This window comes from Streptomyces sp. A 4/2, assembly GCF_940670765.1.
Classification (GTDB): Bacteria; Actinomycetota; Actinomycetes; order Streptomycetales; family Streptomycetaceae; genus Streptomyces.
On the sequence record NZ_CALNVW010000017.1, the window covers coordinates 177,354 to 201,849 of the forward strand.

The window sequence follows — 24,496 nt, forward strand, 5'->3', positions numbered from 1 at the left end:
GGAAGCGTATCGCTCATGATCTTCATACCGGCAGCCGGTTCCCCCCTGGAGGGTGAAGGCAGGCAAGATGGGGGTGTGACCCTTATCGATCAGCTCCCCCCGACCGCCGACCCCGATGCTCTCTTCGAGGCTTTCTCGTCGTGGGCGGAGGATCAGGGCATCACGCTCTATCCGGCTCAGGAGGAGGCGCTGATCGAGGTGGTGTCCGGGGCCAACGTGATCCTCTCGACGCCCACCGGATCGGGAAAGAGCCTGGTCGCGGCGGGTGCGCACTTCACCGCGCTGGCTCAGGACAAGGTCACTTTCTACACCGCTCCGATCAAGGCGCTGGTCTCGGAGAAGTTCTTCGACCTGTGCAAGCTCTTCGGCACCGAGAACGTCGGCATGCTCACCGGTGACGCGTCGGTGAACGCCGACGCCCCGGTCATCTGCTGCACGGCGGAGGTGCTGGCCTCGATCGCGCTGCGCGACGGCAAGTACGCCGACATCGGCCAGGTCGTGATGGACGAGTTCCACTTCTACGCGGAGCCGGACCGCGGCTGGGCGTGGCAGATCCCGATCCTGGAGCTGCCGCAGGCGCAGTTCATCCTGATGTCGGCGACCCTCGGTGACGTCGCCCGCTTCGAGGAGGACCTGACCCGTCGCACCGGCCTGCCCACCTCGGTCGTCAGGTCCGCGAGCCGCCCGGTCCCGCTGTCGTACGAGTACCGCCTGACGCCGATCACCGAGACCCTGACCGAGCTGCTGGAGACCAAGCAGTCGCCGGTCTACATCGTGCACTTCACGCAGGCCGCCGCCGTCGAGCGGGCGCAGTCGCTCATGAGCATCAACATGTGCACGCGCGAGGAGAAGGACAAGATCGCCGAGCTGATCGGCAGCTTCCGCTTCACCACCAAGTTCGGCCAGAACCTCTCGCGTTACGTACGCCACGGCATCGGCGTCCACCACGCGGGGATGCTCCCCAAGTACCGCCGCCTGGTCGAAAAGCTGGCGCAGGCCGGTCTGTTGAAGGTCATCTGCGGTACGGACACGCTGGGTGTCGGGGTCAACGTGCCCATCCGTACGGTGCTGTTCACCGCGCTGACGAAGTACGACGGGACGCGCGTCCGTACGCTCCGCGCCCGGGAGTTCCACCAGATCGCGGGCCGGGCGGGCCGGGCCGGATTCGACACCGCGGGCTTCGTCGTCGCCCAGGCCCCCGAGCACGTCGTCGAGAACGAGAAGGCGCTCGCCAAGGCGGGCGACGACCCGAAGAAGCGCCGCAAGGTGGTCCGCAAGAAGGCCCCCGAGGGGTTCATCGCGTGGAGCGACACCACCTTCGAGAAGCTGATCGCCTCCGATCCCGAGCCGCTGACCTCCCGTTTCCGGGTCACCCACACCATGCTGCTCTCGGTGATCGCGCGGCCCGGCAATGCCTTCAAGGCGATGCGTCACCTGCTGGAGGACAACCACGAGCCGCGCAAGGCCCAGCTGCGGCACATCCGCCGTGCCATCGCGATCTACCGTTCACTGCTCGACGGCGGTGTGGTGGAGCAGCTGGACACCCCGGACGCCGAGGGCCGCACCATCCGGCTGACCGTGGATCTCCAGCAGGACTTCGCGCTCAACCAGCCGCTGTCCACCTTCGCGCTGGCCTCGTTCGACCTGCTGGACGCCGAGTCCCCCTCGTACGCCCTGGACATGGTCTCCGTGGTCGAGTCGACGCTGGACGACCCGCGGCAGATCCTGGCGGCGCAGCAGAACAAGGCACGCGGTGAGGCGATCGGCCAGATGAAGGCCGACGGCATGGAGTACGAGGAGCGGATGGAGCGGCTCCAGGAGGTCACGTACCCGAAGCCGCTCGAAGAGCTCCTGGTGCACGCGTACAACGTCTACCGCACGAGCCACCCGTGGGTCGGTGACCACCCGGTCTCGCCGAAGTCCGTCATCCGCGACATGTACGAACGCGCCATGACCTTCACCGAGTTCACGTCGCACTACGAACTCGCGCGCACCGAAGGGATCGTGCTGCGGTACCTCGCGGGCGCGTACAAGGCCCTCGATCACACCATTCCGGACGATCTGAAGTCCGAGGACCTTCAGGACCTCATCGCCTGGCTGGGCGAGCTGGTGCGTCAGGTGGACTCCAGTCTGCTCGACGAGTGGGAGCAGCTCGCCAACCCCGAGGTGGAGACGGCCGAGCAGGCCGAGGAGCGCGCCGACCAGGTCAAGCCGGTCACCGCCAACGCCCGCGCCTTCCGGGTGCTGGTGCGCAACGCGATGTTCCGCCGGGTGGAACTGGCCGCCCTGGACAATGTGGCCGCGCTCGGCGAGCTGGACGGCGACGCGGGCTGGGACGAGGACGCCTGGGGCGAGGCGATGGACGCCTACTGGGACGAGTACGACGATCTGGGTACCGGTCCCGACGCCCGCGGCCCCAAGCTGCTGATCATCGAGGCGGACGAGGAGAACACCGCACGCGGGATGTGGCGCGTCCGGCAGATCTTCGCCGACCCGAACGGCGACCACGACTGGGGCATCAGCGCGGAGGTGGACCTCGCGGCCTCCGACGAGGAGGGCCGTGCGGTCGTCCGGGTGACCGCCGTGGGCCAGCTGTGACCCCGGCACCCACTGCGAACTGGGAGAAGAGCGTATGACGAACCCGAGCGAGCGGCTCATCGACCTGCTGGACCTGGAGCAGATCGAGGTCGACATCTTCCGCGGACGCAGCCCGCACGAGTCCCTGCAACGGGTCTTCGGCGGACAGGTCGCCGGACAGGCGCTGGTGGCGGCGGGCCGGACCACCGACGGAGAACGTCCGGTCCACTCGCTGCACGCGTACTTCCTGCGCCCCGGCAGGCCCGGGGTCCCGATCGTCTACCAGGTCGAACGGGTCAGGGACGGCCGCTCCTTCACCACGCGCCGGGTGACCGCCGTCCAGCAGGGCCGCACCATCTTCAACCTGACGGCGTCCTTCCACCGGCCAGAGGAGGGCAGCTTCGAGCACCAGCTGCCACCGGCCCGTGAGGTCCCCGACCCGGAGTCGCTGCCGACGGTCAGCGAGGAGATCAGGGCACACCTGGGCGCGCTGCCCGAGGCCCTGGAACGGATGGCGCGCAGGCAGCCGTTCGAGATCCGGTACGCGGACCCGCTTCGCTGGACCCCCGAGGAGATCGAGGGCGCGGACCCGCGGAGCGCGGTGTGGATGCGGGCGGTCGGCCCGCTCGGTGACGACCCGCTCGTCCACACCTGTGCCCTCACCTACGCCAGCGACATGACGCTGCTCGACGCGGTCCGTATCCCCGTCGAACCGCTGTGGGGACCGCGTGGTTACGACATGGCCTCACTCGATCACGCCATGTGGTTCCACCGGCCGTTCCGTGCCGACGAGTGGTTCCTCTACGACCAGGAGTCGCCCATCGCGACCGGTGGCCGGGGACTTGCGCGCGGGCGCATCTTCGACCGGGCGGGGAACCTGCTGGTCTCGGTCGTCCAGGAAGGACTGTTCCGCAGGCTCGGCGAATGAAGACGGTCCGCTCTCGGGGCCGCACCGTAGTGGTAGCAACCTGCTACCAGTGGTACCAACGCTCGTTCTCCCGCTGTTCATCGGTCCGGTTCCGACGGCGTGCGGGCCGGATGACGAGCCCCAGGATCCACAGCACGAAGATGACGATGACGATCCACCAGAGCGCGTGAATGAGGAAGCTCAGCCCCAGCGCGACAACCAGGATCAGGAAAACGATCAGAAGCGGCCCCATGGCGATCAGCCTCCAAGCCGTCATTGCCCGAGGCCGCGCATACGCGCGCCGATGATCAGGCACCTCCGATTTTACTCCGCGCTCCCGGGCCCTGCCTGGGCCGCGGCAGGGGCGCAGCAGGGGCCGGATGCCGACCGTACGCGTTGTCGCCCCGGGCACACCCACGGCCGCTCTGCCGGTCCCGGAGGCCGTCCTGCCAGATCGGCCGGTACTGATCTCCGAGCGGTCGTTCATCGCGATACTGAAGCCTGTAGGTCAGTGGCCGGGTGAAGCGCCCGGCCGTGGACCGGCGGTATCCGTACCGACACCGACCCAGGACCAGGAGCCTTCCATGAGCCTCTACGACATCCCGCTGCGCACCCTGACCGGCGATCCCACCTCCCTGGCGGAGTACCGGGGCATGGCGGTGCTGGTGGTGAACGTCGCGTCCCAGTGCGGTCTGACCCCGCAGTACACCGGGCTGGAGCGCCTGCAGAAGCAGTACGCGGACCGGGGGTTCACCGTGCTCGGCGTGCCCTGCAACCAGTTCGGGGGCCAGGAGCCGGGCAGCGCGGAGGAGATCGGGAGTTTCTGCTCGGCGAACTACGGCGTGACGTTCCCGATGCTGGAGAAGACCGACGTCAACGGCGAGCAGCGGCACCCGCTGTACGTGGAGCTGACTCGGGCGTCCGACGACGAGGCCACGGCCGGGGACGTCCAGTGGAACTTCGAGAAGTTCCTGATCTCCCCGGCGGGTGACGTCGTTGCCCGTATCCGCCCGCGCACCGAGCCCGAGGCGCCGGTGGTCGTCGCCCTGATCGAGGGCCAGCTGCCGGCCTGAACCGACGGCGGGCGGGGGGTGCGGTGACCGCTTCCCCCGCCGGCCTGCCGCGGTCAGCGGATGGGCATGCCGGACAGGGTCCGGGCGATCACCAGCCGCTGGATCTCGCTGGTGCCCTCGAAGATGGTGTAGATCGCCGCGTCCCGGTGCATGCGCTCCACCGGGTACTCGCGGGTGAATCCGTTGCCCCCGAGGATCTGGATGGCCTGGGCGGTGACCTTCTTGGCGGTCTCGCTGGCGTACAGCTTGGACATGGATCCCTCGGCCGAGGTGAACGGCTTGTTCGCCGCTGCCATCCAGGAGGCGCGCCAGACCAGCAGCCGTGCGGCGTCGATCTGGGTCCGCATGTCGGCGAGTTGGAAGGCGACGCCCTGGTTGTCGATGATCGGGCGGCCGAACTGGCTGCGGGTCTTGGCGTAGTCGAGGGCGACCTCGTACGCGGCACGCGCGGTGCCGACCGCCATGGCGCCCACCGCGGGGCGGGAGGCCTCGAAGGTGGCCATCGCGGCGTTCTTCACGCGCTCGCCACCCCCCTGCCTGGCGCGCTCACGGGCGCGGGCCAGGCGCTCGTCGAGCTTGTCCTTGCCGCCGAGCAGACAGTGTCCGGGGACGCGGACGTCCTCCAGCACGACCTCGGCGGTGTGCGAGGCGCGGATGCCGTGCTTCTTGAACTTCTGGCCCTGTGAGAGGCCGGGGGTGCGCGGCGGCACGATGAAGGACGCGTGGCCCTTGGAGCCGAGTTCGGGGTCGACGACGGCGACCACGACATGGACGTTGGCTATACCGCCGTTGGTCGCCCAGGTCTTGGTGCCGTTGAGCACCCACTCGTCCTTCGCCTCGTCGTACACCGCGCGGGTACGCATCGCGGCGACGTCGGATCCGGCGTCGGGCTCCGAGGAGCAGAAGGCGGCGACCTTGACGTCGTCGGCGTCGCCGTACATCTGCGGGATCCAGGTGCCGATCTGTTCCTCGTTGCCGTTGGCGAGCACGCCCACGGCAGCCAGGCCCGTGCCGACGATCGACAGCGCGATGCCCGCGTCGCCCCAGAAGAGCTCCTCCATGGCCATCGGGATGCCGAGGCCGGTGGGGTCGAAGAACTGCTGGGCGTAGAAGTCGAGCGAGTAGATTCCGACCTTGGCAGCCTCCTGGATCACCGGCCAAGGCGTCTCTTCACGCTCGTCCCACTCTGCGGCAGCAGGGCGGATGACGTCCGCGGCGAACCCGTGGATCCAGTCGCGTACCTGCTTCTGGTCATCGTTGAGTTCGAGCGTGAACTCGGCCATGTCCCCTCCAGCGCTGCGGTCGATCAGTATGTTACTTGCGGTAACCGCAGTCTGTTACCGACAAGTAGCACCTGTCAACCTCCTCCCGGCTCGATCGGCCCCCATATGGGGCGGGGTGTTACGTTTCCGCGGGGGCACGAAACGTACGGGCGGGGAGAGACACCATGGGCACCACACAGGCCGCACAGGCCACGCAGCAGCGTTCGGCGGAAACCCGTCGCAGGGAGTTGCTGGAAGCCGCCGACCGGGTCGTGCTCAGGGACGGCCCGAAGGCGTCCATGAACGCCATCGCGGCCGAGGCCGGCATCACCAAGCCCATCCTCTACCGGCACTTCGGCGACAAGGGCGGGCTCTACCGCGCCCTCGCCAAGCGCCACACCGACGCACTGCTCGACGCGCTCCGGGCGGCGCTCGACGCCCCGGCCGAACGCCGCGCGCGCGTCGAGGCGACGCTGGACACGTATCTCGCGGCGATCGAGGCCCGTCCTCAGGTCTACCGCTTCCTGATGCATCCGGCGGACGAGTCCCAGCAGCCCGAGCAGCCCTTCGACGTGGGACTGCACTCGGCGCCGCTGCTGCGCAGGCTCGGCGAGGAGCTCGCCAAAGTGATCGCCGAACGCGTCGACCTCGGCCCGGACAGCGCACAGCTCGCCCGGGTGTGGGGCCATGGGATCGTCGGCATGATGCACGCGGCGGGCGACTGGTGGCTGGGCGAACGCCCCTGTCCCCGCGCGCAGTTGGTGAGCAGCCTGGCCGACCTGCTCTGGGGCAGGCTCGCGCTCGCGGCGGACCGTCCGGGCGGTCCGGGGTTCTGAGGCGAGGCGCGACGGCCCGTGTACGAGCTGGTCTACGAGGCCTTGCCCGCCGCCCGCAGCGCCTTGTTCCGGCGCCGGGCGGACAGCCGGTCCGTGTACACCGTGCCGTCGAGGTGGTCGCACTCGTGCTGGAGGCACCGGGCGAAGAACCCGGTGCCGCTCACCCGGACCGGATCGCCGGTCACCGAGAAGCCCTCGACCACGGCGGTGTCGAAGCGCGGGGTGCCCGCCTCGACACCCGGCAGCGACAGACACCCCTCGGCGCCGCGTACGGTGACCCCGTCCGCCTCGACCAGTCGCGGGTTGACCAGGTGCCCGAGGTGACGTACCTCTTCGTCGTCGGGGCAGTCGTACACGAACACCCGGAGTCCGACGCCGACCTGGTTCGCCGCGAGGCCGACGCCCTGCGCCGCGTACATCGTGGCGAACATGTCCTCGACGAGCCGGTGGAGCGACGGGTCGAAATCGGTCACGGTCTCGCACGGCGCGTGCAGTACGGGGTCGCCGAACAGACTCATCGGCCTCACGCGTCCGGAACTGCCGGGGATCGGGCGGTTTCGCATGGCGGCAAGCGTACGTTCCACCGGACACCGCACTGCCCCGGTGGTGCCGAGGTCGGGCACGCGGCCGGATCTCGATAGGCTGAGCCCCGCGCCGATGCAAGGAGGATCTAGGACGATGGACGGCAACACGGAGCCGCTGTCGCCGCGGGCCAAACTGGCCGTGACGGCAGGCAGGGCCGCGGCAGCGGTATCGCGCGCCGCGGGACGCGGCAGCGGATCGGTCATCGGCGGCAAGGTCGCGCTGAGGCTCGACCCCGATCTGCTGGGACGTCTCGCCCAGCATCTGGACGTGATCCTGGTCTCGGCGACGAACGGCAAGACGACGACGACCCGGCTCATCGCCGAGGCGCTGCGGGCCAGCGGTCCGGTCGTGTCGAACGCCCTGGGCGCCAACATGCCCGCGGGCATCACCTCCGCGCTGGCCGGCGGGTCGGACGCGCGCTACGGCGTGATCGAGGTCGACGAGAAGTACCTCGCCGGGGTCGCACGCGACACGACGCCCAAGGCGATCGCGCTGTTGAACCTCTCCCGCGACCAGCTCGACCGGGCGGGCGAGACCCGCATGCTGGCCGAGCGCTGGCGCGAGGGACTGGCCGGCACGCAGGCCGTCGTCATCGCCAACGCGGACGACCCGCTGGTCGTCTGGGCCGCTTCCTCCTCCCCCACGGTGGTGTGGGTGGCGGCGGGCCAGGAGTGGAAGGACGATGCCTGGTCGTGCCCGTCCTGCGGTGGCGTACTCCAGTGGCCGAACGACTCCTGGTACTGCGGCGACTGCGGATTCCGTCGCCCCGCGCCCAGTTGGGCGCTCTCCGGCGACTACGTCCTGGACCCGCACGGGTCGGCCTGGCCGATCCATCTCCAGCTGCCCGGCCGGGCCAACAAGGCGAACGCGACCACGTCGGCGGCCGTCGCCGCGACCTTCGGCGTGCCGCCCCAGGTCGCTCTGGAGCGGATGTACTCGGTGCAGGCCGTCGCGGGCCGGTACGACGTGGTGTCGTTCCTCGACCGCGAGCTGCGTCTGCTGCTCGCCAAGAACCCCGCGGGCTGGCTCGAAACGTTCTCACTGATCGACCCGCCGCCGACCCCGGTCATCCTCGGCGTCAACGCCCGTGGCGCCGACGGCACGGACACCTCCTGGCTGTGGGACGTGGACTACACCCGGCTGGCCGGGCACCCGATCCTGGTGATCGGTGACCGCAAGCTGGACCTCGCGGTGCGCCTGGAAGTGGCCGGCCTCCAGTTCAGGGTCTGCGAGAGCGTCGACGAGGCGGTCCAGTCCGCGCCCCCCGGCCGGATCGAACTGATCGCCAACTACACCGCGTTCCAGGACGTGCGCCGCCGCGTCGGCAACTGACCGCAGAGGAAACGATGATGAGCGACAACAGCCTGCGCCTGGTGTGGGTCTACCCGGACCTGCTGAGCACGTACGGGGACCAGGGCAATGCCCTGGTGGTGGAGCGCCGGGCCCGCCAGCGCGGCCTCGACGTGACGCGTATCGACGTACGCAGCGACCAGCCGGTACCGACCTCCGGCGACATCTATCTGATCGGCGGCGGCGAGGACCGGCCGCAGCGGCTGGCCTCCGAGCGGCTGCGCCGCGACGGCGGCCTCAGCCGGGCGGCCTCCAACGGCGCGATCATCTTCTCGGTCTGCGCCGGGTACCAGATCCTCGGTCACGAGTTCATCAACGACCTCGGTGAGCGGGAGCCGGGTCTCGGTCTGCTGGACGTCATCTCCACCCGCGGCGAGGGCGACCGCTGCGTCGGCGACGTGTACGCCGACATCGACCCGAGGCTCGGACTGCCGCAGCTGACCGGCTTCGAGAACCACCAGGGCATCACCCATCTCGGTCCGACCGCCCGGCCGTTCGCCCGGGTGCAGCTCGGCCGGGGCAACGGCACCGGCGACGGCACCGAGGGCGCGTACAACGACACCGTGTTCGGTACGTACATGCACGGCCCGGTGCTGGCCCGCAACCCGCTGATCGCCGACCTGCTGCTGAAACTGGCCCTCGACGTCAACGCGCTGCCGCCGACGGACGACCGCTGGTACGAGGCCCTGCGCGCCGAGCGCATCGCCGCCGCGACCCAGCCCGCATGAGGCTTCTCACGTACATCTGAGCGGCGTCCAGCAGTCGGACGCCTGGTATGTCCCCGTCGCCCTCCGCCGGTAGGGTGACGGGGATCCAGCCCGGACGACGTGGTCCGGTCAGAGGCCCACGTTGCAAAGGTAAGTCGGGCAATGCGAATTGGTGTGCTCACCTCCGGCGGGGACTGCCCCGGCCTGAATGCCGTCATCCGCTCGGTCGTTCACCGCGCCGTCGTCGACCACGGCGACGAGGTCATCGGCTTCCACGACGGGTGGAAGGGCCTCCTCGAATGTGACTACCGCAAGCTCGACCTCGACGCGGTGGGCGGCATCCTGGCCCGGGGCGGTACGATCCTCGGCTCCTCCCGGGTGCAGCCCGCGCATCTGCGGGACGGCGTGGAGCGCGCCAGGGGTCATGTGGCCGATCTCGGCCTGGACGCGATCATCCCGATAGGCGGCGAGGGCACGCTGAAGGCGGCGAACCTGCTCTCCGAGGCGGGGCTGCCGATCGTCGGCGTACCGAAGACCATCGACAACGACATCGCGTCGACCGATGTCACCTTCGGCTTCGACACGGCCGTCGGAGTCGCGACCGAGGCACTGGACCGGCTCAAGACCACCGCCGAATCGCACCAGCGGGTGCTGATCGTCGAGGTCATGGGGCGGCACACCGGCTGGATCGCCCTGCATTCGGGCATGGCCGCCGGGGCCCACGCGATCGTCGTTCCCGAGCGTCCCTTCGACATGGACGAGCTGACGGAAGTGGTCGGCAGGCGCTTCTCGGCGGGCAAGAAGTTCGCGATCGTCGTGGTCGCCGAGGGTGCCAAGCCGCGCGAGGGCTCGATGAGCTTCGACGTCGGGGCCAAGGACGTGTACGGACACGAGCGCTTCGCCGGGGTGGCCAGGCAGCTCTCCATCGAGCTGGAGGAGCGCCTCGGCAAGGAGGCCCGCCCGGTGATACTGGGCCACGTGCAGCGCGGCGGCACCCCGACCGCGTACGACCGGGTCCTCGCGACCCGTTTCGGCTGGCACGCGGTCGAGGCCGCGCACCGCGGCGCGTTCGGCATGCTGACCGCGCTGCACGGCACGGAGATCAACCTGGTGCCGCTGGCGCAGGCGGTGGAGACCCTCAAGACCGTCCCGGCCGAGCGGTACGCCGAGGCCGAGTGCGTTCTCTGAGTCCACCGGCCGGACCAGGGCTTCACATTCGCCCGATACGGTACGAACTGCCCCCGGTCGCAACTGCGGCCGGGGGCAGTTCTACGCTGGTGCGGACATCGGGCACGAATCAGGAGTGAGCGGATGGACCACAGCGGGCACGGCATGACCATGGATCTGCCGCCGTTCACGCTGGGACGGGGGCTGGAGTTCTCCGCGGACCCGTTCTTCCTGATCAGCTGTCTGGTGGGGCTCGCCCTGTACGGCTGGGGCGTCGTGCGGCTGCGCCGACGCGGCGACAGCTGGCCGGTCCACCGGATCGCACTCTTCGTCGTCGGCGTGCTGACCGTCGGGGTGACGATGTGCACCAAGCTGAACGACTACGGCATGGTCATGTTCAGCGTGCACATGGTGCAGCACATGATCATCAGCATGCTCTCGCCCATCCTGTTGCTGCTCGGCGCACCCGTGACCCTGGCGCTTCGGGCGCTGCCGGTCGCGGGCCGGGGCAACCGCAAGGGGCCGAGGGAGCTGCTGCTCGCCCTGCTGCAGAGCCGGTACATGCGTGTCATCACGCATCCGGCGTTCACCATCCCGCTGTTCATCGCCAGCCTCTACGGCCTGTACTTCACCCCGCTGTTCGACACCCTGATGGGGTCGAAGACCGGGCACATCGCGATGATGGTGCACTTCCTCTTCGTCGGCCTGGTCTTCTTCTGGCCGATCATGGGCGTGGACCCGGGACCGCACCGGCCCGGCTACATCATGCGGATGCTGGAGCTCTTCGCGGGAATGCCCTTCCACGCGTTCTTCGGCATCGCGCTGATGATGGGGACCGAGCCGATGGTGCAGGTGTACAAGCATCCGCCGGTGTCGCTGGGGATCGACGCGCTCAGCGACCAGGAGGCCGCGGGCGGGATCGCCTGGGCCTTCAGCGAGATCCCGTCGGTGCTGGTGCTGATCGCCCTGGTCTTCCAGTGGTACAGCTCGGAACAGCGGATCGCCCGGCGCTCCGACCGGGCGGAGGACCGCAACGGCGACCAGGAGCTGGCCGCGTACAACGCCTACCTCGCGTCACTGGGTACCCGCGGGCAGTAGCGGAGGAGGCCCTCCTCGGGCGACGATGGCCACTCCATCTCCAGAAGGAGGGGCCATGCCCGGTTCCACGAAGACGATGGGTGTCATCACCGTAGGAGCCCTGGTCACGGTGACGGGCTACTCGGCGGTGCTCGGGAGCAACGGCTGGCTGTGGTTCGGCTGGGTGGTGCTGGGGCTGGTGACCCTCGGGATGATCGCGTCGCGTGGCAGCCGCTGAGCTGCCGGTTTCGGTCCGTCGGCTATCGCACGAGGCCGGCCGGCGTCTACTGTGCGTCGGCGCCGGGGGTTCACGGGAGGCAGGCCGCGATGTTCTACTACCTGTTGAAGTACGCCGTTCTGAGACCTCTGCTGCGCCTGCTGTTCCGGCCCAGGATCGAGGGGCTCGACCACATCCCGAGGGACGGCGCCGCCATCGTTGCGGGCAACCACCTCTCGTTCTCCGACCACTTCCTGATGCCGGTCGTCCTCAAACGGCGCATCACCTTCCTCGCGAAACAGGAGTACTTCACCGGTCCCGGGCTCAAGGGCCGGCTGACCGCCGCGTTCTTCCGCAGCGTGGGACAGATCCCGGTGGACCGGTCCGGCAGGGAAGCGGGCAGGGCCGCGGTCCGCGAAGGGCTCGGCGTGCTCAGCAGGGGTGAGCTGCTCGGGATCTACCCGGAGGGGACCCGGTCGCACGACGGCAGGCTGTACAAGGGCAAGGTGGGAGTCGCCGTGATGGCCGTCCGGGGCGGGGTCCCGGTGGTGCCGTGCGCGATGGTCGGCACCTTCGAGATCCAGCCGCCCGGACAGCGGATGCCGAAGATCAAGCGGGTGACGATCCGCTTCGGCGAACCGCTGGACTTCAGCCGCTACGCGGGCCTGGAGAACGAGAAGGCAGCGCTGCGCGCGGTCACCGACGAGATCATGTACGCGATCCTCGGGCTCTCGGGCCAGGAGTACGTCGACGCGTACGCCGCGGACGTGAAGGCCGCACACGCGAAGAAGTTCCCGCGAAGGCTGCGCTGACGACCGGTCGGACGGTCCGGCTCGGCCCTGGGCAGATTCCTCTGGTGCCGCCGGGCGGGTGCGCCGTAGCGTCGGCCGCATGAGCAGAGGAAGTGTTTTCGTACTCGGGGCCACCGGGCAGATCGGGCGCGCGGCGGTGCGCGCGCTGGTGTCGGACGGCTGGGAGGTCCGGGCGGCCGCACGCGGGGCGGACCGCGACGCGAGCTGGCCCGGGGAGGTGCGTTCGGTGCGCGTCGACCGCGACGCCGAGGGGGAGCTGGCCACCGCGCTCGGTGACGGCTGCGACGTACTGGTCGACATGGTCGCGTACGGCCATGCCCACGCCCGGCAGCTGACCGGCCTCGCGGACCGGATCGGCTCGGCGGTGGTGATATCCAGCGGCGCGGTGTACGAGGACGCCGAGGGCCGCAGTTTCGACACCATGGGTGATCCGGACGGCGAGCCGCGCTACCCGGTGCCGATCCCGGAGGACCAGCGGACCCTGGCGCCGGGCCCGCAGACGTACGGCACCCGCAAGACCGCCCTGGAACAGGGGCTGCTGGCAGCGGCCGGGACGCTGCCGGTGACGCTGGTGCGGGCGGGCGCGATCCACGGCCCGCACTGCCGTTCCCCGCGTGAGCTGTTCTTCGTGAAGCGCGCGCTGGACAAGCGTCCGGTGCGGATCCTGGCCCACGGCGGCCGGAGCCGCTTCCATCCGGCGCACGTCTCCAACCTCGCGGAGCTGATCCGGCTGGCGGCGCTGCGACCGGGGGCGCGCGTCCTCAACGGCGCGGATCCGCAGGCGCCGACCGTCGCGGAGATCAGTACGGCGATCGACGAGGCCGTCGGGGTGCGGAGCGAACTGGTCCTGATCGAGGGGCCCGCCCCGGTCGGCAACACGCCCTGGGGCGTGGACCGCCCCGTCGTGTACGACATGTCGGCGGCCGAACGCGAGCTGGGCTACCGCCCGGTGACCGGGTACGCGGAGTCGCTGCCCGCGACGGTGGAGTGGCTCACCGCGCAGCTCCACGGCCGGGACTGGCGGGAGGCCTTCCCCACCCTGGCGAGGACGTACGACCCGCACGGCGACCTCTTCGACTACGCGGCGGAGGACGCCTGGCTCAGCAGGGCCTGACCGGTGCCACGACCTGACGCGAACACCCGCGAGGGGGGCCGCCGGAACGACTCCGGCGACCCCCCTCCCGGTGGGACGTGCGGCCTTACGGCTGCGGCGTGGCGTGCGGGGCGCACGTCACATCGTGGCGGTCGGTGCTGCCGGTGAGCAGATAGCTGTCCACCCGGGAGTTGATGCACGGGTTGACGAGCCCGGTCACACCGTGCGAACCCGCGTCCTTCTCGATGATCAGACGCGAACCCTTGAATCGCTGGTGCAGGTCGACAGCGCCCTGGAACGGGGTGGCCGCGTCACGCGTGGACTGCACGATCAGGACCGGCGGGAGTCCCTTGCCCGTGTGGACGTCCACCGGGGTCTGCTGCTTGGCGGGCCAGGTGGCACACGGCAGGTTCATCCAGGCGTTGGACCAGGTGAGGAAGGGATAGTCCTTGTTGAGCCGGGTGTTGTCCCGGTCCCACTTCTGCCAGCTGGTCGGCCACTTGGCATCGGCGCACTCGACCGCGGTGTAGACGGCGGTGCCGTTCTCCGCGGAGATGTTGCCCGCGACGTCGGACATGTCGGGGCCCGCCGCGTCGACCAGGGCCTGCGTGTCACCTGCCCGGTACTGGCTCCAGACCTTGGCGACCGGTACCCACGAGGAGTCGTAGTACGGGGCGTTCTGGAAGTAGCCGAGCAGTTCGCTGGGGCCGACGACTCCGCCGATCGGGTGCTTCTTCGCCTCGGCCCGCAGCTTCAGCCACTGCTGCTCGACCTCGGCCGCGGTACGCCCGATGTGGAAGGTGGCGTCGTTCTTGGCGACCCAGGTCTGCCAGTCGTTCCAGCGGCCCTGGAACGCCACGTCCTGGTTGAGGTTGGCCTCGTACCAGATGTTGGACTGCTCGGGGTCGACCACACTGTCGACGATCATCCGGCGGACATGGTCGGGGAAGAGCGTCCCGTACACCGCGCCGAGGTAGGTGCCGTAGGAGACGCCCAGGTAGTTGAGCTTCTTCTCGCCGAGCGCGGCACGGATGACATCCAGGTCCCGTGCGGTGTTCGGCGTGGTCATGTACGGCAGCATCGCGCCGCTGCGCGCCTTGCAGCCGTCGGCGTACTCCGCCGCGAGCTTGCGCTGGGCCCGCTTGTCGGCCTCGCTGTCCGGTACGGGATCGGCCTTCGGGGCACTGACGTACGCCTGCGGGTCGATGCAGGAGATCGGCGCCGAGTGGCCCACCCCCCGCGGGTCGAAGCCCACGTAGTCGTACGCCTTGGCGGTGTTGGCCCAGAGTGCGCTCTTGTTGGTGATCCTGGTGGGGAAGCGCATGCCCGAACCACCGGGGCCGCCGGGGTTGTAGACGAGGGAGCCCTGTCGCTCGGACTTGGTTCCGGTGCTCGTCGCGCGGTCGACGGCGAGCTTGATCTGCTTCCCGTCGGGCTTGGCGTAGTCGACCGGGACGGTGACCCAACCGCACTGGATGGGTTTCGCGAGTGCCCAGTCCGCCGGACAGTCCTGCCAGTCGATGCCTGCGCTCGCCGCACGCGCGGCGGCGACCGCGGCGCCGTGCGCCTCGGAGCTGCCGTGGTTTCCGTGCCGGCTGCCGTGGCCTCGCCCGTCGGCGATCGCCGACGGAGCCGCCATGGCGCCCGCTATGAGAGTCGCCGCGGCCAGAGCGCCGGCCGAGCCGAGCACTGCGGTACGTCTCACGTGGTACCTCCCCCTGAGTGAAGCACCGCTCGCCGCGGCGCTCTCCAGTACATACGGGGGATCTTTGCCTGTGAACCGTTCCTGACAACAGGCCACATGGGCGTTTCTTTACCAACCCGAAATGCGGAGTCTCCTGTCCCGGTGAGCGGTGCAGCGGGGCGGAACCGGAGCACTCCCGCTGCGGCACCCGGCCTTCCGGCGGTTCTCGATCACCGCTCTCGGTGTTCCGCCGCGATCCCGAAGCGCCCGCGTTCGCCGGGAGCGGACGTGACCGGGTGGACCGAGGACACCGCACTGGTCACCTGTTCCTCGGCCGCCTCCCGCATGCTTTCGAGTCGCTCCAGGTCAGCGGCGGAGACCAGGGCCACGAGCGGCTTGCCGTGCCGCGTCACCACCACCCGCTCCCCGCCGTAGACGACACGGTTGATCAGCTCGGCGAGCTCTGCCCGGGCTTGCGTCACCGGAATCTCATAGGCCATGCTCCCCATCATAACGGCCTGTACGTCCTGTACATTTTTTACAGAGGCGTCATCCGAGGAGAGGTATGCCATGCACCGGCCTTCCGCCCGCCACGTCCTCCCTGAGTTCACCGAACGCACCAGTTCCGGGAGCCGCACCCTCGACCCGTACTCCAAACTGCTCGGGGAACGCATCGTCTTCCTGGGGACCGCTGTCGACGACACCGCGGTCAACGATGCGATCGCGCAGTTCCTGTATCTGGAGTACGACTCCCCCGACCAGGACATCTCGCTGTACATCAACTCCCCCGGCGGCCCGGTCGACGCGATGACCGCGCTCTACGACACGATGCAGGCCGTTTCCTGTGACATCGCGACGTTCTGCCTGGGGCAGGCGGCGTCGACGGCGGCCGTACTGCTGGCCGCGGGCGCCCCCGGTAAACGCACGGCGCTGCCGGGGGCGCGGGTCGTCGTGCAACAGCCCGCCTTCGACGAACCGGTGCAGGGTCAGCTGTCCGATCTGGACATCCACGCCCGCGAGTTGCTCAGGGTGCGAACGGTGGTGGCGGACCTGCTGGCACGTCACACCGGGCAGTCCGCGGACCGGATCGCGGCCGACATCGAGCGGGACCAGGTGTTCGACGCGGCCCGAGCCCGGGAGTACGGACTGGTGGACCAGGTGCTGGACAGCCGTAAGCAGTCCGCCGCCGGGCCCGGCAGGTGAATCGCCCGTGCTGCCGCCCGAGTTGCCACCGCTGCCCGCACTCACCCGCGCCGAGGGCCGGCTCATCGACAACTATCTCGAGGTGGTCGATCAGTTGGGGCGCATCAATCCGGCACACGGGGGTGACACCTACAGCGCGCTCCGCGCGGCGCAGGCGCTCGCCGGCCGTGCCGTTGCCCTGCGGGACGCCCTGACGCTGATGCACCAGCGCGGCGAAAGCCGTCTGCACGCCGAAACTCTGGTCCGCGCACTGCTGGTTCTGGACGGCGAGCGCAGGACCGGGCGCGTCACCGTGCCCCGGGCCACCGCCGGCTGACCCTTCGCCCTCCTTTCGGCGGTCGCTCGTACACCGATGGGGGTCCGCCGGAAGGCTTAGACGCATGTAGGTCGATCGGCTGTCCCGACTTGCGCACAGCGCCCGTATGCCTGTCCCGGCCCCGCGCTCCCGCCCTGGTGAGGGCGGCGGACACCTCTCGACGACCAGTACCGCAGCCCAGCTGTCCACTCGAACAGGCCATTGGTGAGGAGCCTCACAATTCGGCGCGGTCAGCCAGAAATCCGGCGCGTCGTGAGTGAAGATCCGGGTGACGACAAGCCCCCGCCACCACGGCGGGGCGGTCCGGGCGGACGCCGAGTCCTGCCGCCGTACCCGGATGTCTGGTCGACACGAGTGGATCGGCAGGAGTGGAGGACCCAAGCAGTCCGGGGCGACAGCGTTGTCGCTCCTCGGGGTGAAGCCGCTTGGCGGGAAGGCCGACTTGATCAGTCGGTCACCCCGCACGGCGGCCGGGCAACTTCGCCGGCCCGAACCCGACAGGTCATCCTTCACAGGCGGTTTGACGAAGGGTTGCGCATGACTGCGCAGATTCACGTCCCGTCACTGCTCACCCGGGTCGGAACCGCATCGGCCTTCACGCTTGTCGCAGTCGCGGGGACCTCGCTGGCGCCGGGCGCCGCATCCGAGGCCCAGGCCGCGGCACACGGCGTCAGAGCCGTGCAGATCGCGGCCTCGAAGCGGGGTTCGCCCTACCAGTGGGGAGCGTCCGGGCCCTCACGGTTCGACTGCTCGGGGCTGACGCTCTACTCGTTCAAGAAGGCCGGCAAGAAGCTGCCGCGCACGGCTCAGGGGCAGTACAACAACGTGCGCCACATCTCGGCCTCCGGCAGACAGCGCGGGGACCTGGTGTTCTTCCACTACGGCCGGAGCGTCTACCACGTCGGCATCTACGCCGGCAACGGCAAGATCTGGCACTCGCCCAAGACCGGATCCGTGGTCAGGCTGGAGAAGATCTGGACCCACAGCGTCTGGTACGGCCGCGTGGGCTGAGGTCACTCGTCACTCTCCGGCGGACCGGTCAGCGTGACCTGACGCCGCACCCGGCACGTGCACCGGAGCCGGTCGCCCCCGGCCCCGGTGCGTATCGCGGCAGTTCAGCCCTGGACGGCTGCCGTCCAGGGCAGCGCGATCCATACGGTCTTGCCGCCGTCCTTCGTCGGAGTGACGAAGAGCCGCCCGCCGTTCTCGACCGCCAGCCAGCGGATGATGACCATCCCCCGGCCGTTGTCCTGCTGCACGGCCGCAGGCAGGCGCTGAGGCCACCGCGGGTGACTGTCTGTCACGCCGACGCACAGCCGTTCGTCCCGTTCCAGCACGACCTGGACCGTGAAGACCGGTGACTGACCGAACGTGTGCTGAACCGCGTTGGTCGCCAGTTCCGAGACGATCAGCCGGACCGTGTCCGCAAGGTCGGCGTCCGCCGGAAGCCCCCACTCGGCCAGTGCTCGGGCCACGAACGTCCTGGCCGCCGGAACCGAAGCGGCCTCGCTCGGCAGGGTGACGGTTGCTTCCTGGTGGTCTGCCATGACGGCCTGCCCCTTTCCCGCCGGTGCCGGTTCCGACTCGTACGGATGCGCTTCGAGGACGGTCACAGCCGGTCACAGCCGGGCACGGGCGGCTGCGGGCGGCTGCGGACGGCGCTTCGTGCCAGCCTGCCACTCAAAGTGACCGGAACACCGGCGATCCACCAAGATGCGCATATATCTGTCGCTCAAAGTGATGAACTCTGCGACGGGAGACCGCATTTCGGGGGTCGAGTCGGCTTTGTCGACTTCGCGTCCCGGCCGGTCCCCCTATCGTCCGGTCGGCGCGGTCCGCAGAATCGTGCCCACCGCCGCCTCGATCTGCCGTTCCGTGAGATCCGCGCGGGCCGTGAGCCTGAGCCGGGAGATTCCGTCGGGCACCGAAGGCGGCCGGAAACAGCCCACGACGAGGCCCGCGTCACGGCAGTCGGCCGCCCAGCGCAGCGCCTGGTCCGGCGACGGGGCGAGTACGGAGACGACAGCGGCCTGCGGCTGTACGGCGCTCAGCCCCGCCGCGGTGAGACGTCCGTGCAGGGTGCGGGCCACCGTACGGACCCGGTCGGCCAGTTGGGGGTCGCTCCGCAACAGCCGCAGACTCGCCAGTGCGGCCCCCGCCGACGCCGGCGCCAGTCCCGTGTCGAAGATGAACGTACGGGCCGTGTTGACGAGATGGTCGATGACCCGGGCGGGCCCCAGTACCGCACCGCCCTGGCTGCCGAGGGACTTCGACAAGGTCACTGTGGCGACCACGTCGCCGTCGCCCGCGAGCCCCGCCGCCCGCAGCGCGCCCCGTCCGCCGTCACCGAGCACACCGAGGCCGTGCGCGTCGTCGACGACCAGGGCCGCTCCGTATCTGCGGCAGACGGCGGCCAGTTCGGTCAGCGGCGCCGCGTCGCCGTCGACCGAGAAGACCGAGTCGGTCACGGCGAGCGCGCGGCCGTCGTGGGCGTCCAGCGCTTTGTCCACGGCCTCCGGGTCGGCATGCGGGACGACGGCCGTCTGCGCCCTGGAGAGCCGGCAACCGTCCACGATCGAGGCATGGTTGTCCGCGTCCGAGACGATGAGGGAGCCCCGGTCGGTGAGCGCGGTGAGCGCGGCGATGTTGGCCGCGTAACCCGACGAGAAGACCAGCGCGGCCTCGAAGCCGCAGAACTCCGCCAGCTCGCGCTCCAGTTCGGCGTGCAGCACGGTGGAGCCCGTGACCAGCCGTGATCCGGTGGCGCCCGCGCCCCACCGGCGGGCCGCCGCTGCGGCGGCCCCGGTGATCTCCGGTCTGCGGGTCAGTCCGAGATAGTCGTTGCTCGCCAGATCCAGCAGATCGGGTTCGGCGGTACGCGGACGGAGTGTGCGCACCAGCCCGGCCGCCGCGCGCCCGCGGGCGGCGGCGTCGGTCCACTCGAAGGGCGCTCGTGGAGTGGCTGAGGGCATGATCGGTCCCTTTTTGTAGGCAGTTAACAGACCCTAGCCGGGGTGGTGCGGGTGCATGGTGTGGCAATACACACACGACAAGGCAGCGGTGTTGTCCGGTTCCTCCTTGGACGGAGGCCGGGCCGTGGTCCAGGATCAGCGCTATGGACCTGTTGAACACGCTGGTGGACAAGGGGCTGCGGCGCGAACTGCCGACCCGTGAAGAGGCGCTCGCCGTACTGGCGACGTCCGACGACGAACTGCTGGATGTGGTGGCGGCGGCCGGAAGGGTACGCCGTCAATGGTTCGGGCGACGGGTGAAACTCAACTATCTGGTCAATCTGAAGTCCGGACTCTGCCCGGAGGACTGTTCGTACTGCTCGCAGCGGCTCGGCTCCAAGGCCGAGATCCTCAAGTACACCTGGCTGAAGCCCGACGAGGCGTCGCGGGCAGCGGCTGCCGGGGTGGCCGGCGGGGCGAAGCGGGTCTGTCTGGTCGCCAGTGGCCGCGGGCCGACCGACCGTGACGTGGACAGGGTCTCGGAGACCATCGAGGCGATCAAGGGACAGCACGAGGACATCGAGGTGTGCGCCTGTCTCGGCCTGTTGAAGGACGGCCAGGCCGAGCGGCTGCGGGCGGCCGGCGCCGACGCGTACAACCACAACCTCAACACCTCGGAGGCGACCTACGCGGACATCTGCACCACCCACGACTTCTCCGACCGGGTGGAGACCGTCCAACAGGCGCAGGCCGCCGGGCTCTCGGCCTGCTCCGGGCTGATCGCCGGGATGGGCGAGAGCGATGCCGATCTGGTGGACGTGGTCTTCGCGCTGCGCGAACTGGACCCGGACTCGGTGCCGGTGAACTTCCTGATCCCCATGGAGGGGACCCCGCTGGCCGGGGACTGGCACCTCACGCCGCAGCGCTGTCTGCGCATCCTGGCGATGACACGGTTCATCTGCCCCGACGCGGAGGTGCGGCTGGCCGGCGGGCGCGAGGTGCATCTGCGCTCGTTGCAGCCACTGGCTCTGCACCTGGTCAACTCGATCTTCCTCGGGGACTATCTGACCAGCGAGGGACAGGCGGGCCGGGCCGACCTGGACATGATCGCGGACGCCGGTTTCGAGGTGGAGGGCGCGGAGACCACCACGCTGCCCGAACACCGTGAGGGCCTGGTGTCGGTCCGGCGCCGGGGTGCCGGGACAGATCTCGCGCCCAATGCCTGACACCAGGGAGATCCTCGACCTCGACCGGCGCCATGTCTGGCACCCCTACGGTCCGATGCCCGGTCGGCAGGAGCCGCTGCTCGTCGAGTCCGCGTCCGGTGTCCGGCTGCGCGTCGCCGGGGCGGGAGACCTCGTCGACGGCATGTCGTCCTGGTGGTCGGCGATCCACGGGTACAGCCATCCGGTGCTCGACGAGGCCGCCCGTGGCCAGCTGGACCGGATGAGTCATGTGATGTTCGGCGGGCTCACCCATGAGCCCGCCGTGCGGCTCGCGGCGAAACTGGTGGAGATCACGCCCGAGCCGCTCCAGCACGTCTTCCTCTCGGACTCGGGCTCGGTGTCCGTCGAGGTCGCGGTGAAGATGTGTCTGCAGTACTGGCGTTCGGTCGGCCGCCCGGCCAAGCAGCGGCTGCTGACCTGGCGGGGCGGTTACCACGGGGACACCTGGCAGCCCATGTCGGTGTGCGACCCCGAGGGCGGGATGCACGAGCTGTGGTCGGGGGTGCTGCCGCGTCAGGTCTTCGCCGACGCGCCGCCGGCGGAGTACGAGCAGACGTACGCCGACCATCTCCACGAGCTGGTGGCACGCCACGCCGACGAGCTGGCCGCGGTGATCGTGGAGCCGGTGGTGCAGGGGGCGGGCGGAATGCGGTTCCACTCCCCGGCGTATCTGCGGGTGCTCCGCGAGGCGTGCGACGCGCACGACGTGCTGTTGGTGTTCGACGAGATCGCCACCGGGTTCGGCCGTACGGGCAAGCTGTTCGCCGCCGGTCACGCCGGGGTCGCACCGGACGTGATGTGCGTGGGCAAGGCCCTGACCGGTGGCTATCTGACGATGGCGGCGACGCTCTGCACTCCCCGGGTGGCCGAAGGCATCGCCCGGGGCGAGGTGCCGGTACTGGCCCACGGCCCGACGTTCATGGGCAATCCGCTTGCTGCCGCGGTGGCCTGTGCCTCGATCGATCTGCTGCTCGGCCAGGACTGGGAGCGGGAGATCGGGCGGCTGGAGTCGGGCCTGCGGGACGGCCTCGCGGAGGCGGCCTCGCTGCCCGGCGTACGGGACGTACGCGTGCTCGGCGGGATCGGCGTCGTACAACTGGACCACGAGGTGGACATGGCAGCGGCGACGCGGGCGGCGGTGCGCGAGGGCGTGTGGCTGCGGCCGTTCCGCGATCTCGTCTACACCATGCCGCCGTACATCACCGGGGACCAGGACCTGGCACGGATCTGCCGTGCGGTGTGCGCTGTGGCGCGGGAGGGATGACATGACGATTCTCGTCGTGACGGGAACGGGTACGGAGATCGGCAAGACGGTGGTGACCGCCGCGGTGGCGGCTGCCGCCCGGGGCAGGTCGGTCGCCGTGCTCAAGCCCGCGCAGACCGGTCTTGAGCCGGGTGAGCACGGCGACGTGGCCGAGGTCGCACGGCTGGCCGGGCCGGTGACCGCCGTCGAACTCGCCCGGTACCCGGACCCGTTGGCGCCCGCGACGGCCGCGCGCCGGGCCGCAGCGGTCCCGGTGGATCCGCGGGACGTGGCGGACGCGGCACGGAAACTGGCCACGGAGCACGATCTGGTGCTGGTCGAGGGCGCGGGCGGACTGCTCGTACGGTTCGATGACACGGGCGGCACGCTCGCCGACGCGGCCGTGCTGATGGGGGCGCCGGTCCTGATCGTGGCACCCGCCGGGCTCGGCACCCTCAATGCCACCGCACTGACCGCCGAGGCCCTGCGGAACCGGGGGCTGGAGTGCCCGGGGGTGGTGATCGGCAGCTGGCCCGCCGATCCCGGCCTGGACGCCCGGTGCAATCTCCTGGACCTGCCGGAGGCGGCGGGGGCTCCGCTGCTCGGCGTGGTCCCGGCAGGGGCGGGCCGGCTCACGCCGGGCGACTTCCGTGACAGGGCCCCGGGCTGGCTCGCACCACGGCTCGGCGGCGTCCGGTCCTCCGGGTTCTCCGCCGCGCACGGGGAATGAACCGGGTGGTCGGGGGGACAATCACCGTGCCCCCGCACCCCTTCACCAACGCCCACCATCGCCATCGCCATCACCTTCGCCATCGCCATCACCTTCGCCGGAGAGGACCGCAATGCCGTTGCGCAGCAGCAGGACGTCCCGGGACGACGTGCACCATCCGCTCTTCGCACGTTTCTACGCCCGGTTCAGTGTCAGCGCCGACGTCAAGGGAGGGGTCGCCGCCCACCGCGCGGAACTGCTCTCGGGTCTCTCCGGGCGGGTGATCGAGATCGGCGCCGGGAACGGGCTCAACTTCACCCACTACCCGGCCGCCGTCACCGAGGTGGTGGCCGTCGAACCGGAGCGCTCCCTGCGGCAGTTGGCGGTCCGGTCGGCGATGCGCGCCAGGACTCCGGTGGACGTGATGCCGGGGACGGCCGAGGCCCTCCCGGTGGAGGGGGAGATGTTCGACGCGGCCGTGGCGTCGCTGGTGCTGTGCAGCGTGCGGGACGTACCGCAGGCGCTCGCCGAGATCAGGCGGGTACTGCGGCCCGGCGGCGAGCTGCGGTTCTTCGAGCACGGGCTGGGCCGGGGGCGGGCGATGACCACGACGCAGCGGGCTCTGGACCGTACGGTCTGGCCGCTGCTCTTCGGTGGCTGTCACACGGCGCGGGACACGCCGGCGGCGATCCGGGCTGCGGGCTTCGAGCTGGGCGAGTACCGGCGGCTGACCATCCCGGAGAGCGGTCTCCAGGTCCCCACGTCGCCCTGTGTTCTGGGAGTGGCACGGCGGCCGGGTCCTTCGGGGACGGCCGACGGCGCCGGGTGAGCGGGGTTCAGAGAAGGCTCCACTGCCGCAGTTCGTCGGCGATCGCCCGGACATCGGCCTTGTCCTGTTTGACGAGCCGGGCCAGGTCTCGTACCTGTTCGGGCGAGGTGACGACCTTCAGTCCGCAGGCGACGAGGTACCCGTAGGCGACGGCGGACGCGAACATCGCATTCGAATGCTCCAACGCCGGTACATGGAGCAGCAGTTGGAGCAGTGCGGCGGCACGGCTGTGCGGGTCGCTGTACACAGGGACGCCGAAGACCTCCGCCTCGTGCCTACTGACCGCTGCCACGAGCGCGCCCCAGTCGGTGACCGGCGGGTCGCCCGGTGTCTTGTGCTCGGCGACCATGAGCAGCCAGGCCAGATCGATCCGGAGGTTCAACGGCTGCCCCTGCCAGGGTCGTTGTCGGTCCTGCCCGCTGTCACGTGGCGAACTCCTCGGCGAACACCGACTCGTACTGCTTCATGAAGTCGGCGGCTGCCTCGACAAAGGTGTGTCCCACTTCGCCCGCGTCCTGATTGACCAGCTCCTCGATGTAGCGGTTCACGCTCATCCCGCGCTGGAGCGCACGCTCTCGCGCCGCTTCGGCGGTTGCCTCGTCCACGCGTACGTTCAACTGGGTCTTGGCCACCCCGTCAAGCTAGCGCGCGGGTGCTAGCACCGGCAAGAGG

27 protein-coding genes and 1 riboswitch are annotated in these 24,496 nt (G+C 69.9%); of the genes, 18 read left to right on the plus strand and 9 right to left on the minus strand.

Annotated elements, in window-relative coordinates; all coding sequences use genetic code 11:
• The first annotated feature begins 15 nt into the window (after positions 1-15).
• Complete coding sequence (locus NBY69_RS11655) at positions 16-2,598, plus strand: RNA helicase (protein WP_250300678.1); 2,583 nt, start codon at positions 16-18, stop codon at positions 2,596-2,598.
• A 34-nt stretch (positions 2,599-2,632) separates the two neighbouring features.
• The gene (locus NBY69_RS11660; RefSeq protein WP_250300679.1) at positions 2,633-3,505 is read left to right on the plus strand and encodes an acyl-CoA thioesterase II; all 873 of its coding nucleotides are present in this window, start codon (positions 2,633-2,635) and stop codon (positions 3,503-3,505) included.
• Between the two features lie 43 nt (positions 3,506-3,548).
• Here NBY69_RS11660 and NBY69_RS11665 read toward each other — a convergent pair whose 3' ends face one another.
• Positions 3,549-3,737: a hydrophobic protein gene (locus NBY69_RS11665; protein WP_250300680.1), complete on the minus strand. Its 189-nt coding sequence runs from the start codon at positions 3,735-3,737 to the stop codon at positions 3,549-3,551.
• Positions 3,738-4,068: 331 nt separating this feature from the next.
• Between NBY69_RS11665 and NBY69_RS11670 the strand changes: the two genes are divergently transcribed.
• The gene (locus NBY69_RS11670) at positions 4,069-4,557 is read left to right on the plus strand and encodes a glutathione peroxidase (protein ID WP_250300682.1); all 489 of its coding nucleotides are present in this window, start codon (positions 4,069-4,071) and stop codon (positions 4,555-4,557) included.
• A gap of 53 nt (positions 4,558-4,610) precedes the next feature.
• On the opposite strand, the gene NBY69_RS11675 is transcribed toward NBY69_RS11670, so the two are convergent.
• Positions 4,611-5,840: an acyl-CoA dehydrogenase family protein gene (locus NBY69_RS11675; RefSeq protein ID WP_250300684.1), complete on the minus strand. Its 1,230-nt coding sequence runs from the start codon at positions 5,838-5,840 to the stop codon at positions 4,611-4,613.
• A 164-nt stretch (positions 5,841-6,004) separates the two neighbouring features.
• Here NBY69_RS11675 and NBY69_RS11680 point away from each other — a divergent pair, with 164 nt between their 5' ends.
• Positions 6,005-6,655, plus strand: coding sequence for a TetR family transcriptional regulator (locus tag NBY69_RS11680; protein ID WP_250300686.1), 651 nt, complete (start codon positions 6,005-6,007; stop codon positions 6,653-6,655).
• 32 nt (positions 6,656-6,687) lie between these two features.
• Here NBY69_RS11680 and def read toward each other — a convergent pair whose 3' ends face one another.
• Positions 6,688-7,218 (minus strand): peptide deformylase, encoded by a 531-nt coding sequence (gene def, locus NBY69_RS11685; protein ID WP_250300688.1) that lies wholly within the window; start codon positions 7,216-7,218, stop codon positions 6,688-6,690.
• Positions 7,219-7,333: 115 nt separating this feature from the next.
• On the opposite strand from def, the gene NBY69_RS11690 reads away from it, so the two are divergent.
• The 7 genes from NBY69_RS11690 (at position 7,334) to NBY69_RS11720 (ending at position 13,684) form a co-directional block, all read left to right on the plus strand.
• Complete coding sequence (locus NBY69_RS11690; protein WP_250300690.1) at positions 7,334-8,572, plus strand: MurT ligase domain-containing protein; 1,239 nt, start codon at positions 7,334-7,336, stop codon at positions 8,570-8,572.
• A 17-nt stretch (positions 8,573-8,589) separates the two neighbouring features.
• On the plus strand, positions 8,590-9,318 hold the full coding sequence (locus NBY69_RS11695) for a type 1 glutamine amidotransferase (RefSeq protein WP_250300691.1): 729 nt from the start codon (positions 8,590-8,592) through the stop codon (positions 9,316-9,318).
• Positions 9,319-9,459: 141 nt separating this feature from the next.
• Positions 9,460-10,485, plus strand: a complete 1,026-nt coding sequence (locus tag NBY69_RS11700; protein ID WP_250300692.1) for a 6-phosphofructokinase — start codon at positions 9,460-9,462, stop codon at positions 10,483-10,485.
• Positions 10,486-10,608: 123 nt separating this feature from the next.
• Positions 10,609-11,562, plus strand: coding sequence for a cytochrome c oxidase assembly protein (locus tag NBY69_RS11705; RefSeq protein WP_250300693.1), 954 nt, complete (start codon positions 10,609-10,611; stop codon positions 11,560-11,562).
• A gap of 55 nt (positions 11,563-11,617) precedes the next feature.
• Positions 11,618-11,779, plus strand: a complete 162-nt coding sequence (locus NBY69_RS11710) for a hypothetical protein (RefSeq protein ID WP_250300694.1) — start codon at positions 11,618-11,620, stop codon at positions 11,777-11,779.
• Between the two features lie 89 nt (positions 11,780-11,868).
• Positions 11,869-12,570 (plus strand): 1-acyl-sn-glycerol-3-phosphate acyltransferase, encoded by a 702-nt coding sequence (locus NBY69_RS11715; RefSeq protein ID WP_250300696.1) that lies wholly within the window; start codon positions 11,869-11,871, stop codon positions 12,568-12,570.
• A gap of 79 nt (positions 12,571-12,649) precedes the next feature.
• Positions 12,650-13,684: an NAD(P)-dependent oxidoreductase gene (locus NBY69_RS11720; RefSeq protein ID WP_250300698.1), complete on the plus strand. Its 1,035-nt coding sequence runs from the start codon at positions 12,650-12,652 to the stop codon at positions 13,682-13,684.
• An 85-nt stretch (positions 13,685-13,769) separates the two neighbouring features.
• On the opposite strand, the gene NBY69_RS11725 is transcribed toward NBY69_RS11720, so the two are convergent.
• Positions 13,770-15,302 (minus strand): alpha/beta hydrolase, encoded by a 1,533-nt coding sequence (locus NBY69_RS11725; protein ID WP_250300869.1) that lies wholly within the window; start codon positions 15,300-15,302, stop codon positions 13,770-13,772.
• A gap of 275 nt (positions 15,303-15,577) precedes the next feature.
• Positions 15,578-15,847: a type II toxin-antitoxin system Phd/YefM family antitoxin gene (locus NBY69_RS11730; protein WP_250300700.1), complete on the minus strand. Its 270-nt coding sequence runs from the start codon at positions 15,845-15,847 to the stop codon at positions 15,578-15,580.
• Between the two features lie 70 nt (positions 15,848-15,917).
• Here NBY69_RS11730 and NBY69_RS11735 point away from each other — a divergent pair, with 70 nt between their 5' ends.
• From NBY69_RS11735 to NBY69_RS11745, 3 genes are all read left to right on the plus strand, one after another.
• Positions 15,918-16,550, plus strand: coding sequence for an ATP-dependent Clp protease proteolytic subunit (locus tag NBY69_RS11735; protein ID WP_250300702.1), 633 nt, complete (start codon positions 15,918-15,920; stop codon positions 16,548-16,550).
• A 7-nt stretch (positions 16,551-16,557) separates the two neighbouring features.
• Complete coding sequence (locus tag NBY69_RS11740; RefSeq protein ID WP_250300703.1) at positions 16,558-16,866, plus strand: hypothetical protein; 309 nt, start codon at positions 16,558-16,560, stop codon at positions 16,864-16,866.
• Between the two features lie 315 nt (positions 16,867-17,181).
• Positions 17,182-17,400, plus strand: a riboswitch (cyclic di-AMP (ydaO/yuaA leader).
• A gap of 3 nt (positions 17,401-17,403) precedes the next feature.
• Positions 17,404-17,877 carry a C40 family peptidase gene (locus NBY69_RS11745; protein WP_250300705.1) on the plus strand — a complete coding sequence of 158 codons (474 nt, stop codon included), beginning with the start codon at positions 17,404-17,406 and terminating at the stop codon, positions 17,875-17,877.
• Positions 17,878-17,981: 104 nt separating this feature from the next.
• On the opposite strand, the gene NBY69_RS11750 is transcribed toward NBY69_RS11745, so the two are convergent.
• Together NBY69_RS11750 and NBY69_RS11755 are read right to left on the minus strand one after the other, a co-directional pair.
• On the minus strand, positions 17,982-18,413 hold the full coding sequence (locus NBY69_RS11750; protein WP_250300707.1) for an ATP-binding protein: 432 nt from the start codon (positions 18,411-18,413) through the stop codon (positions 17,982-17,984).
• Positions 18,414-18,680: 267 nt separating this feature from the next.
• Positions 18,681-19,838, minus strand: a complete 1,158-nt coding sequence (locus NBY69_RS11755; RefSeq protein ID WP_250300708.1) for an 8-amino-7-oxononanoate synthase — start codon at positions 19,836-19,838, stop codon at positions 18,681-18,683.
• Between the two features lie 143 nt (positions 19,839-19,981).
• Between NBY69_RS11755 and bioB the strand changes: the two genes are divergently transcribed.
• From bioB to NBY69_RS11775, 4 genes are all read left to right on the plus strand, one after another.
• On the plus strand, positions 19,982-21,043 hold the full coding sequence (bioB, locus tag NBY69_RS11760) for a biotin synthase BioB (RefSeq protein ID WP_250300709.1): 1,062 nt from the start codon (positions 19,982-19,984) through the stop codon (positions 21,041-21,043).
• A complete protein-coding gene (locus NBY69_RS11765) occupies positions 21,036-22,307 on the plus strand; it encodes an adenosylmethionine--8-amino-7-oxononanoate transaminase (protein WP_250300710.1) in 1,272 nt (423 codons plus the stop codon). Before bioB ends, NBY69_RS11765 begins: the two co-directional genes overlap by 8 nt.
• A 1-nt stretch (position 22,308) precedes the next feature.
• Positions 22,309-23,016: a dethiobiotin synthase gene (gene bioD / locus NBY69_RS11770; RefSeq protein ID WP_250300711.1), complete on the plus strand. Its 708-nt coding sequence runs from the start codon at positions 22,309-22,311 to the stop codon at positions 23,014-23,016.
• A 112-nt stretch (positions 23,017-23,128) separates the two neighbouring features.
• Complete coding sequence (locus tag NBY69_RS11775; RefSeq protein WP_250300712.1) at positions 23,129-23,824, plus strand: class I SAM-dependent methyltransferase; 696 nt, start codon at positions 23,129-23,131, stop codon at positions 23,822-23,824.
• 7 nt (positions 23,825-23,831) lie between these two features.
• On the opposite strand, the gene NBY69_RS11780 is transcribed toward NBY69_RS11775, so the two are convergent.
• Both NBY69_RS11780 and NBY69_RS11785 read right to left on the minus strand, forming a co-directional pair.
• Entirely contained in the window at positions 23,832-24,206 is a 375-nt protein-coding gene (locus tag NBY69_RS11780; RefSeq protein WP_250300713.1) for a fic family toxin-antitoxin system, toxin component, read from the minus strand.
• A gap of 40 nt (positions 24,207-24,246) precedes the next feature.
• Positions 24,247-24,456, minus strand: coding sequence for an antitoxin (locus tag NBY69_RS11785; RefSeq protein WP_250300715.1), 210 nt, complete (start codon positions 24,454-24,456; stop codon positions 24,247-24,249).
• Positions 24,457-24,496: the final 40 nt, after the last annotated feature.

Coding starts and splice junctions, on each gene's coding strand:
- NBY69_RS11655 (WP_250300678.1), top strand. CDS start 16: ATGATCTTCATACCGGCAGCCGGTTCCCCCCTGGAGGGTGAAGGCAGG.
- NBY69_RS11660 (WP_250300679.1), top strand. CDS start 2,633: ATGACGAACCCGAGCGAGCGGCTCATCGACCTGCTGGACCTGGAGCAG.
- NBY69_RS11665 (WP_250300680.1), bottom strand. CDS start 3,737: ATGGGGCCGCTTCTGATCGTTTTCCTGATCCTGGTTGTCGCGCTGGGG.
- NBY69_RS11670 (WP_250300682.1), top strand. CDS start 4,069: ATGAGCCTCTACGACATCCCGCTGCGCACCCTGACCGGCGATCCCACC.
- NBY69_RS11675 (WP_250300684.1), bottom strand. CDS start 5,840: ATGGCCGAGTTCACGCTCGAACTCAACGATGACCAGAAGCAGGTACGC.
- NBY69_RS11680 (WP_250300686.1), top strand. CDS start 6,005: ATGGGCACCACACAGGCCGCACAGGCCACGCAGCAGCGTTCGGCGGAA.
- def (WP_250300688.1), bottom strand. CDS start 7,218: ATGCGAAACCGCCCGATCCCCGGCAGTTCCGGACGCGTGAGGCCGATG.
- NBY69_RS11690 (WP_250300690.1), top strand. CDS start 7,334: ATGGACGGCAACACGGAGCCGCTGTCGCCGCGGGCCAAACTGGCCGTG.
- NBY69_RS11695 (WP_250300691.1), top strand. CDS start 8,590: ATGAGCGACAACAGCCTGCGCCTGGTGTGGGTCTACCCGGACCTGCTG.
- NBY69_RS11700 (WP_250300692.1), top strand. CDS start 9,460: ATGCGAATTGGTGTGCTCACCTCCGGCGGGGACTGCCCCGGCCTGAAT.
- NBY69_RS11705 (WP_250300693.1), top strand. CDS start 10,609: ATGGACCACAGCGGGCACGGCATGACCATGGATCTGCCGCCGTTCACG.
- NBY69_RS11710 (WP_250300694.1), top strand. CDS start 11,618: ATGCCCGGTTCCACGAAGACGATGGGTGTCATCACCGTAGGAGCCCTG.
- NBY69_RS11715 (WP_250300696.1), top strand. CDS start 11,869: ATGTTCTACTACCTGTTGAAGTACGCCGTTCTGAGACCTCTGCTGCGC.
- NBY69_RS11720 (WP_250300698.1), top strand. CDS start 12,650: ATGAGCAGAGGAAGTGTTTTCGTACTCGGGGCCACCGGGCAGATCGGG.
- NBY69_RS11725 (WP_250300869.1), bottom strand. CDS start 15,302: ATGGCGGCTCCGTCGGCGATCGCCGACGGGCGAGGCCACGGCAGCCGG.
- NBY69_RS11730 (WP_250300700.1), bottom strand. CDS start 15,847: ATGGCCTATGAGATTCCGGTGACGCAAGCCCGGGCAGAGCTCGCCGAG.
- NBY69_RS11735 (WP_250300702.1), top strand. CDS start 15,918: ATGCACCGGCCTTCCGCCCGCCACGTCCTCCCTGAGTTCACCGAACGC.
- NBY69_RS11745 (WP_250300705.1), top strand. CDS start 17,404: ATGACTGCGCAGATTCACGTCCCGTCACTGCTCACCCGGGTCGGAACC.
- NBY69_RS11750 (WP_250300707.1), bottom strand. CDS start 18,413: ATGGCAGACCACCAGGAAGCAACCGTCACCCTGCCGAGCGAGGCCGCT.
- NBY69_RS11755 (WP_250300708.1), bottom strand. CDS start 19,838: ATGCCCTCAGCCACTCCACGAGCGCCCTTCGAGTGGACCGACGCCGCC.
- bioB (WP_250300709.1), top strand. CDS start 19,982: ATGGACCTGTTGAACACGCTGGTGGACAAGGGGCTGCGGCGCGAACTG.
- NBY69_RS11765 (WP_250300710.1), top strand. CDS start 21,036: ATGCCTGACACCAGGGAGATCCTCGACCTCGACCGGCGCCATGTCTGG.
- bioD (WP_250300711.1), top strand. CDS start 22,309: ATGACGATTCTCGTCGTGACGGGAACGGGTACGGAGATCGGCAAGACG.
- NBY69_RS11775 (WP_250300712.1), top strand. CDS start 23,129: ATGCCGTTGCGCAGCAGCAGGACGTCCCGGGACGACGTGCACCATCCG.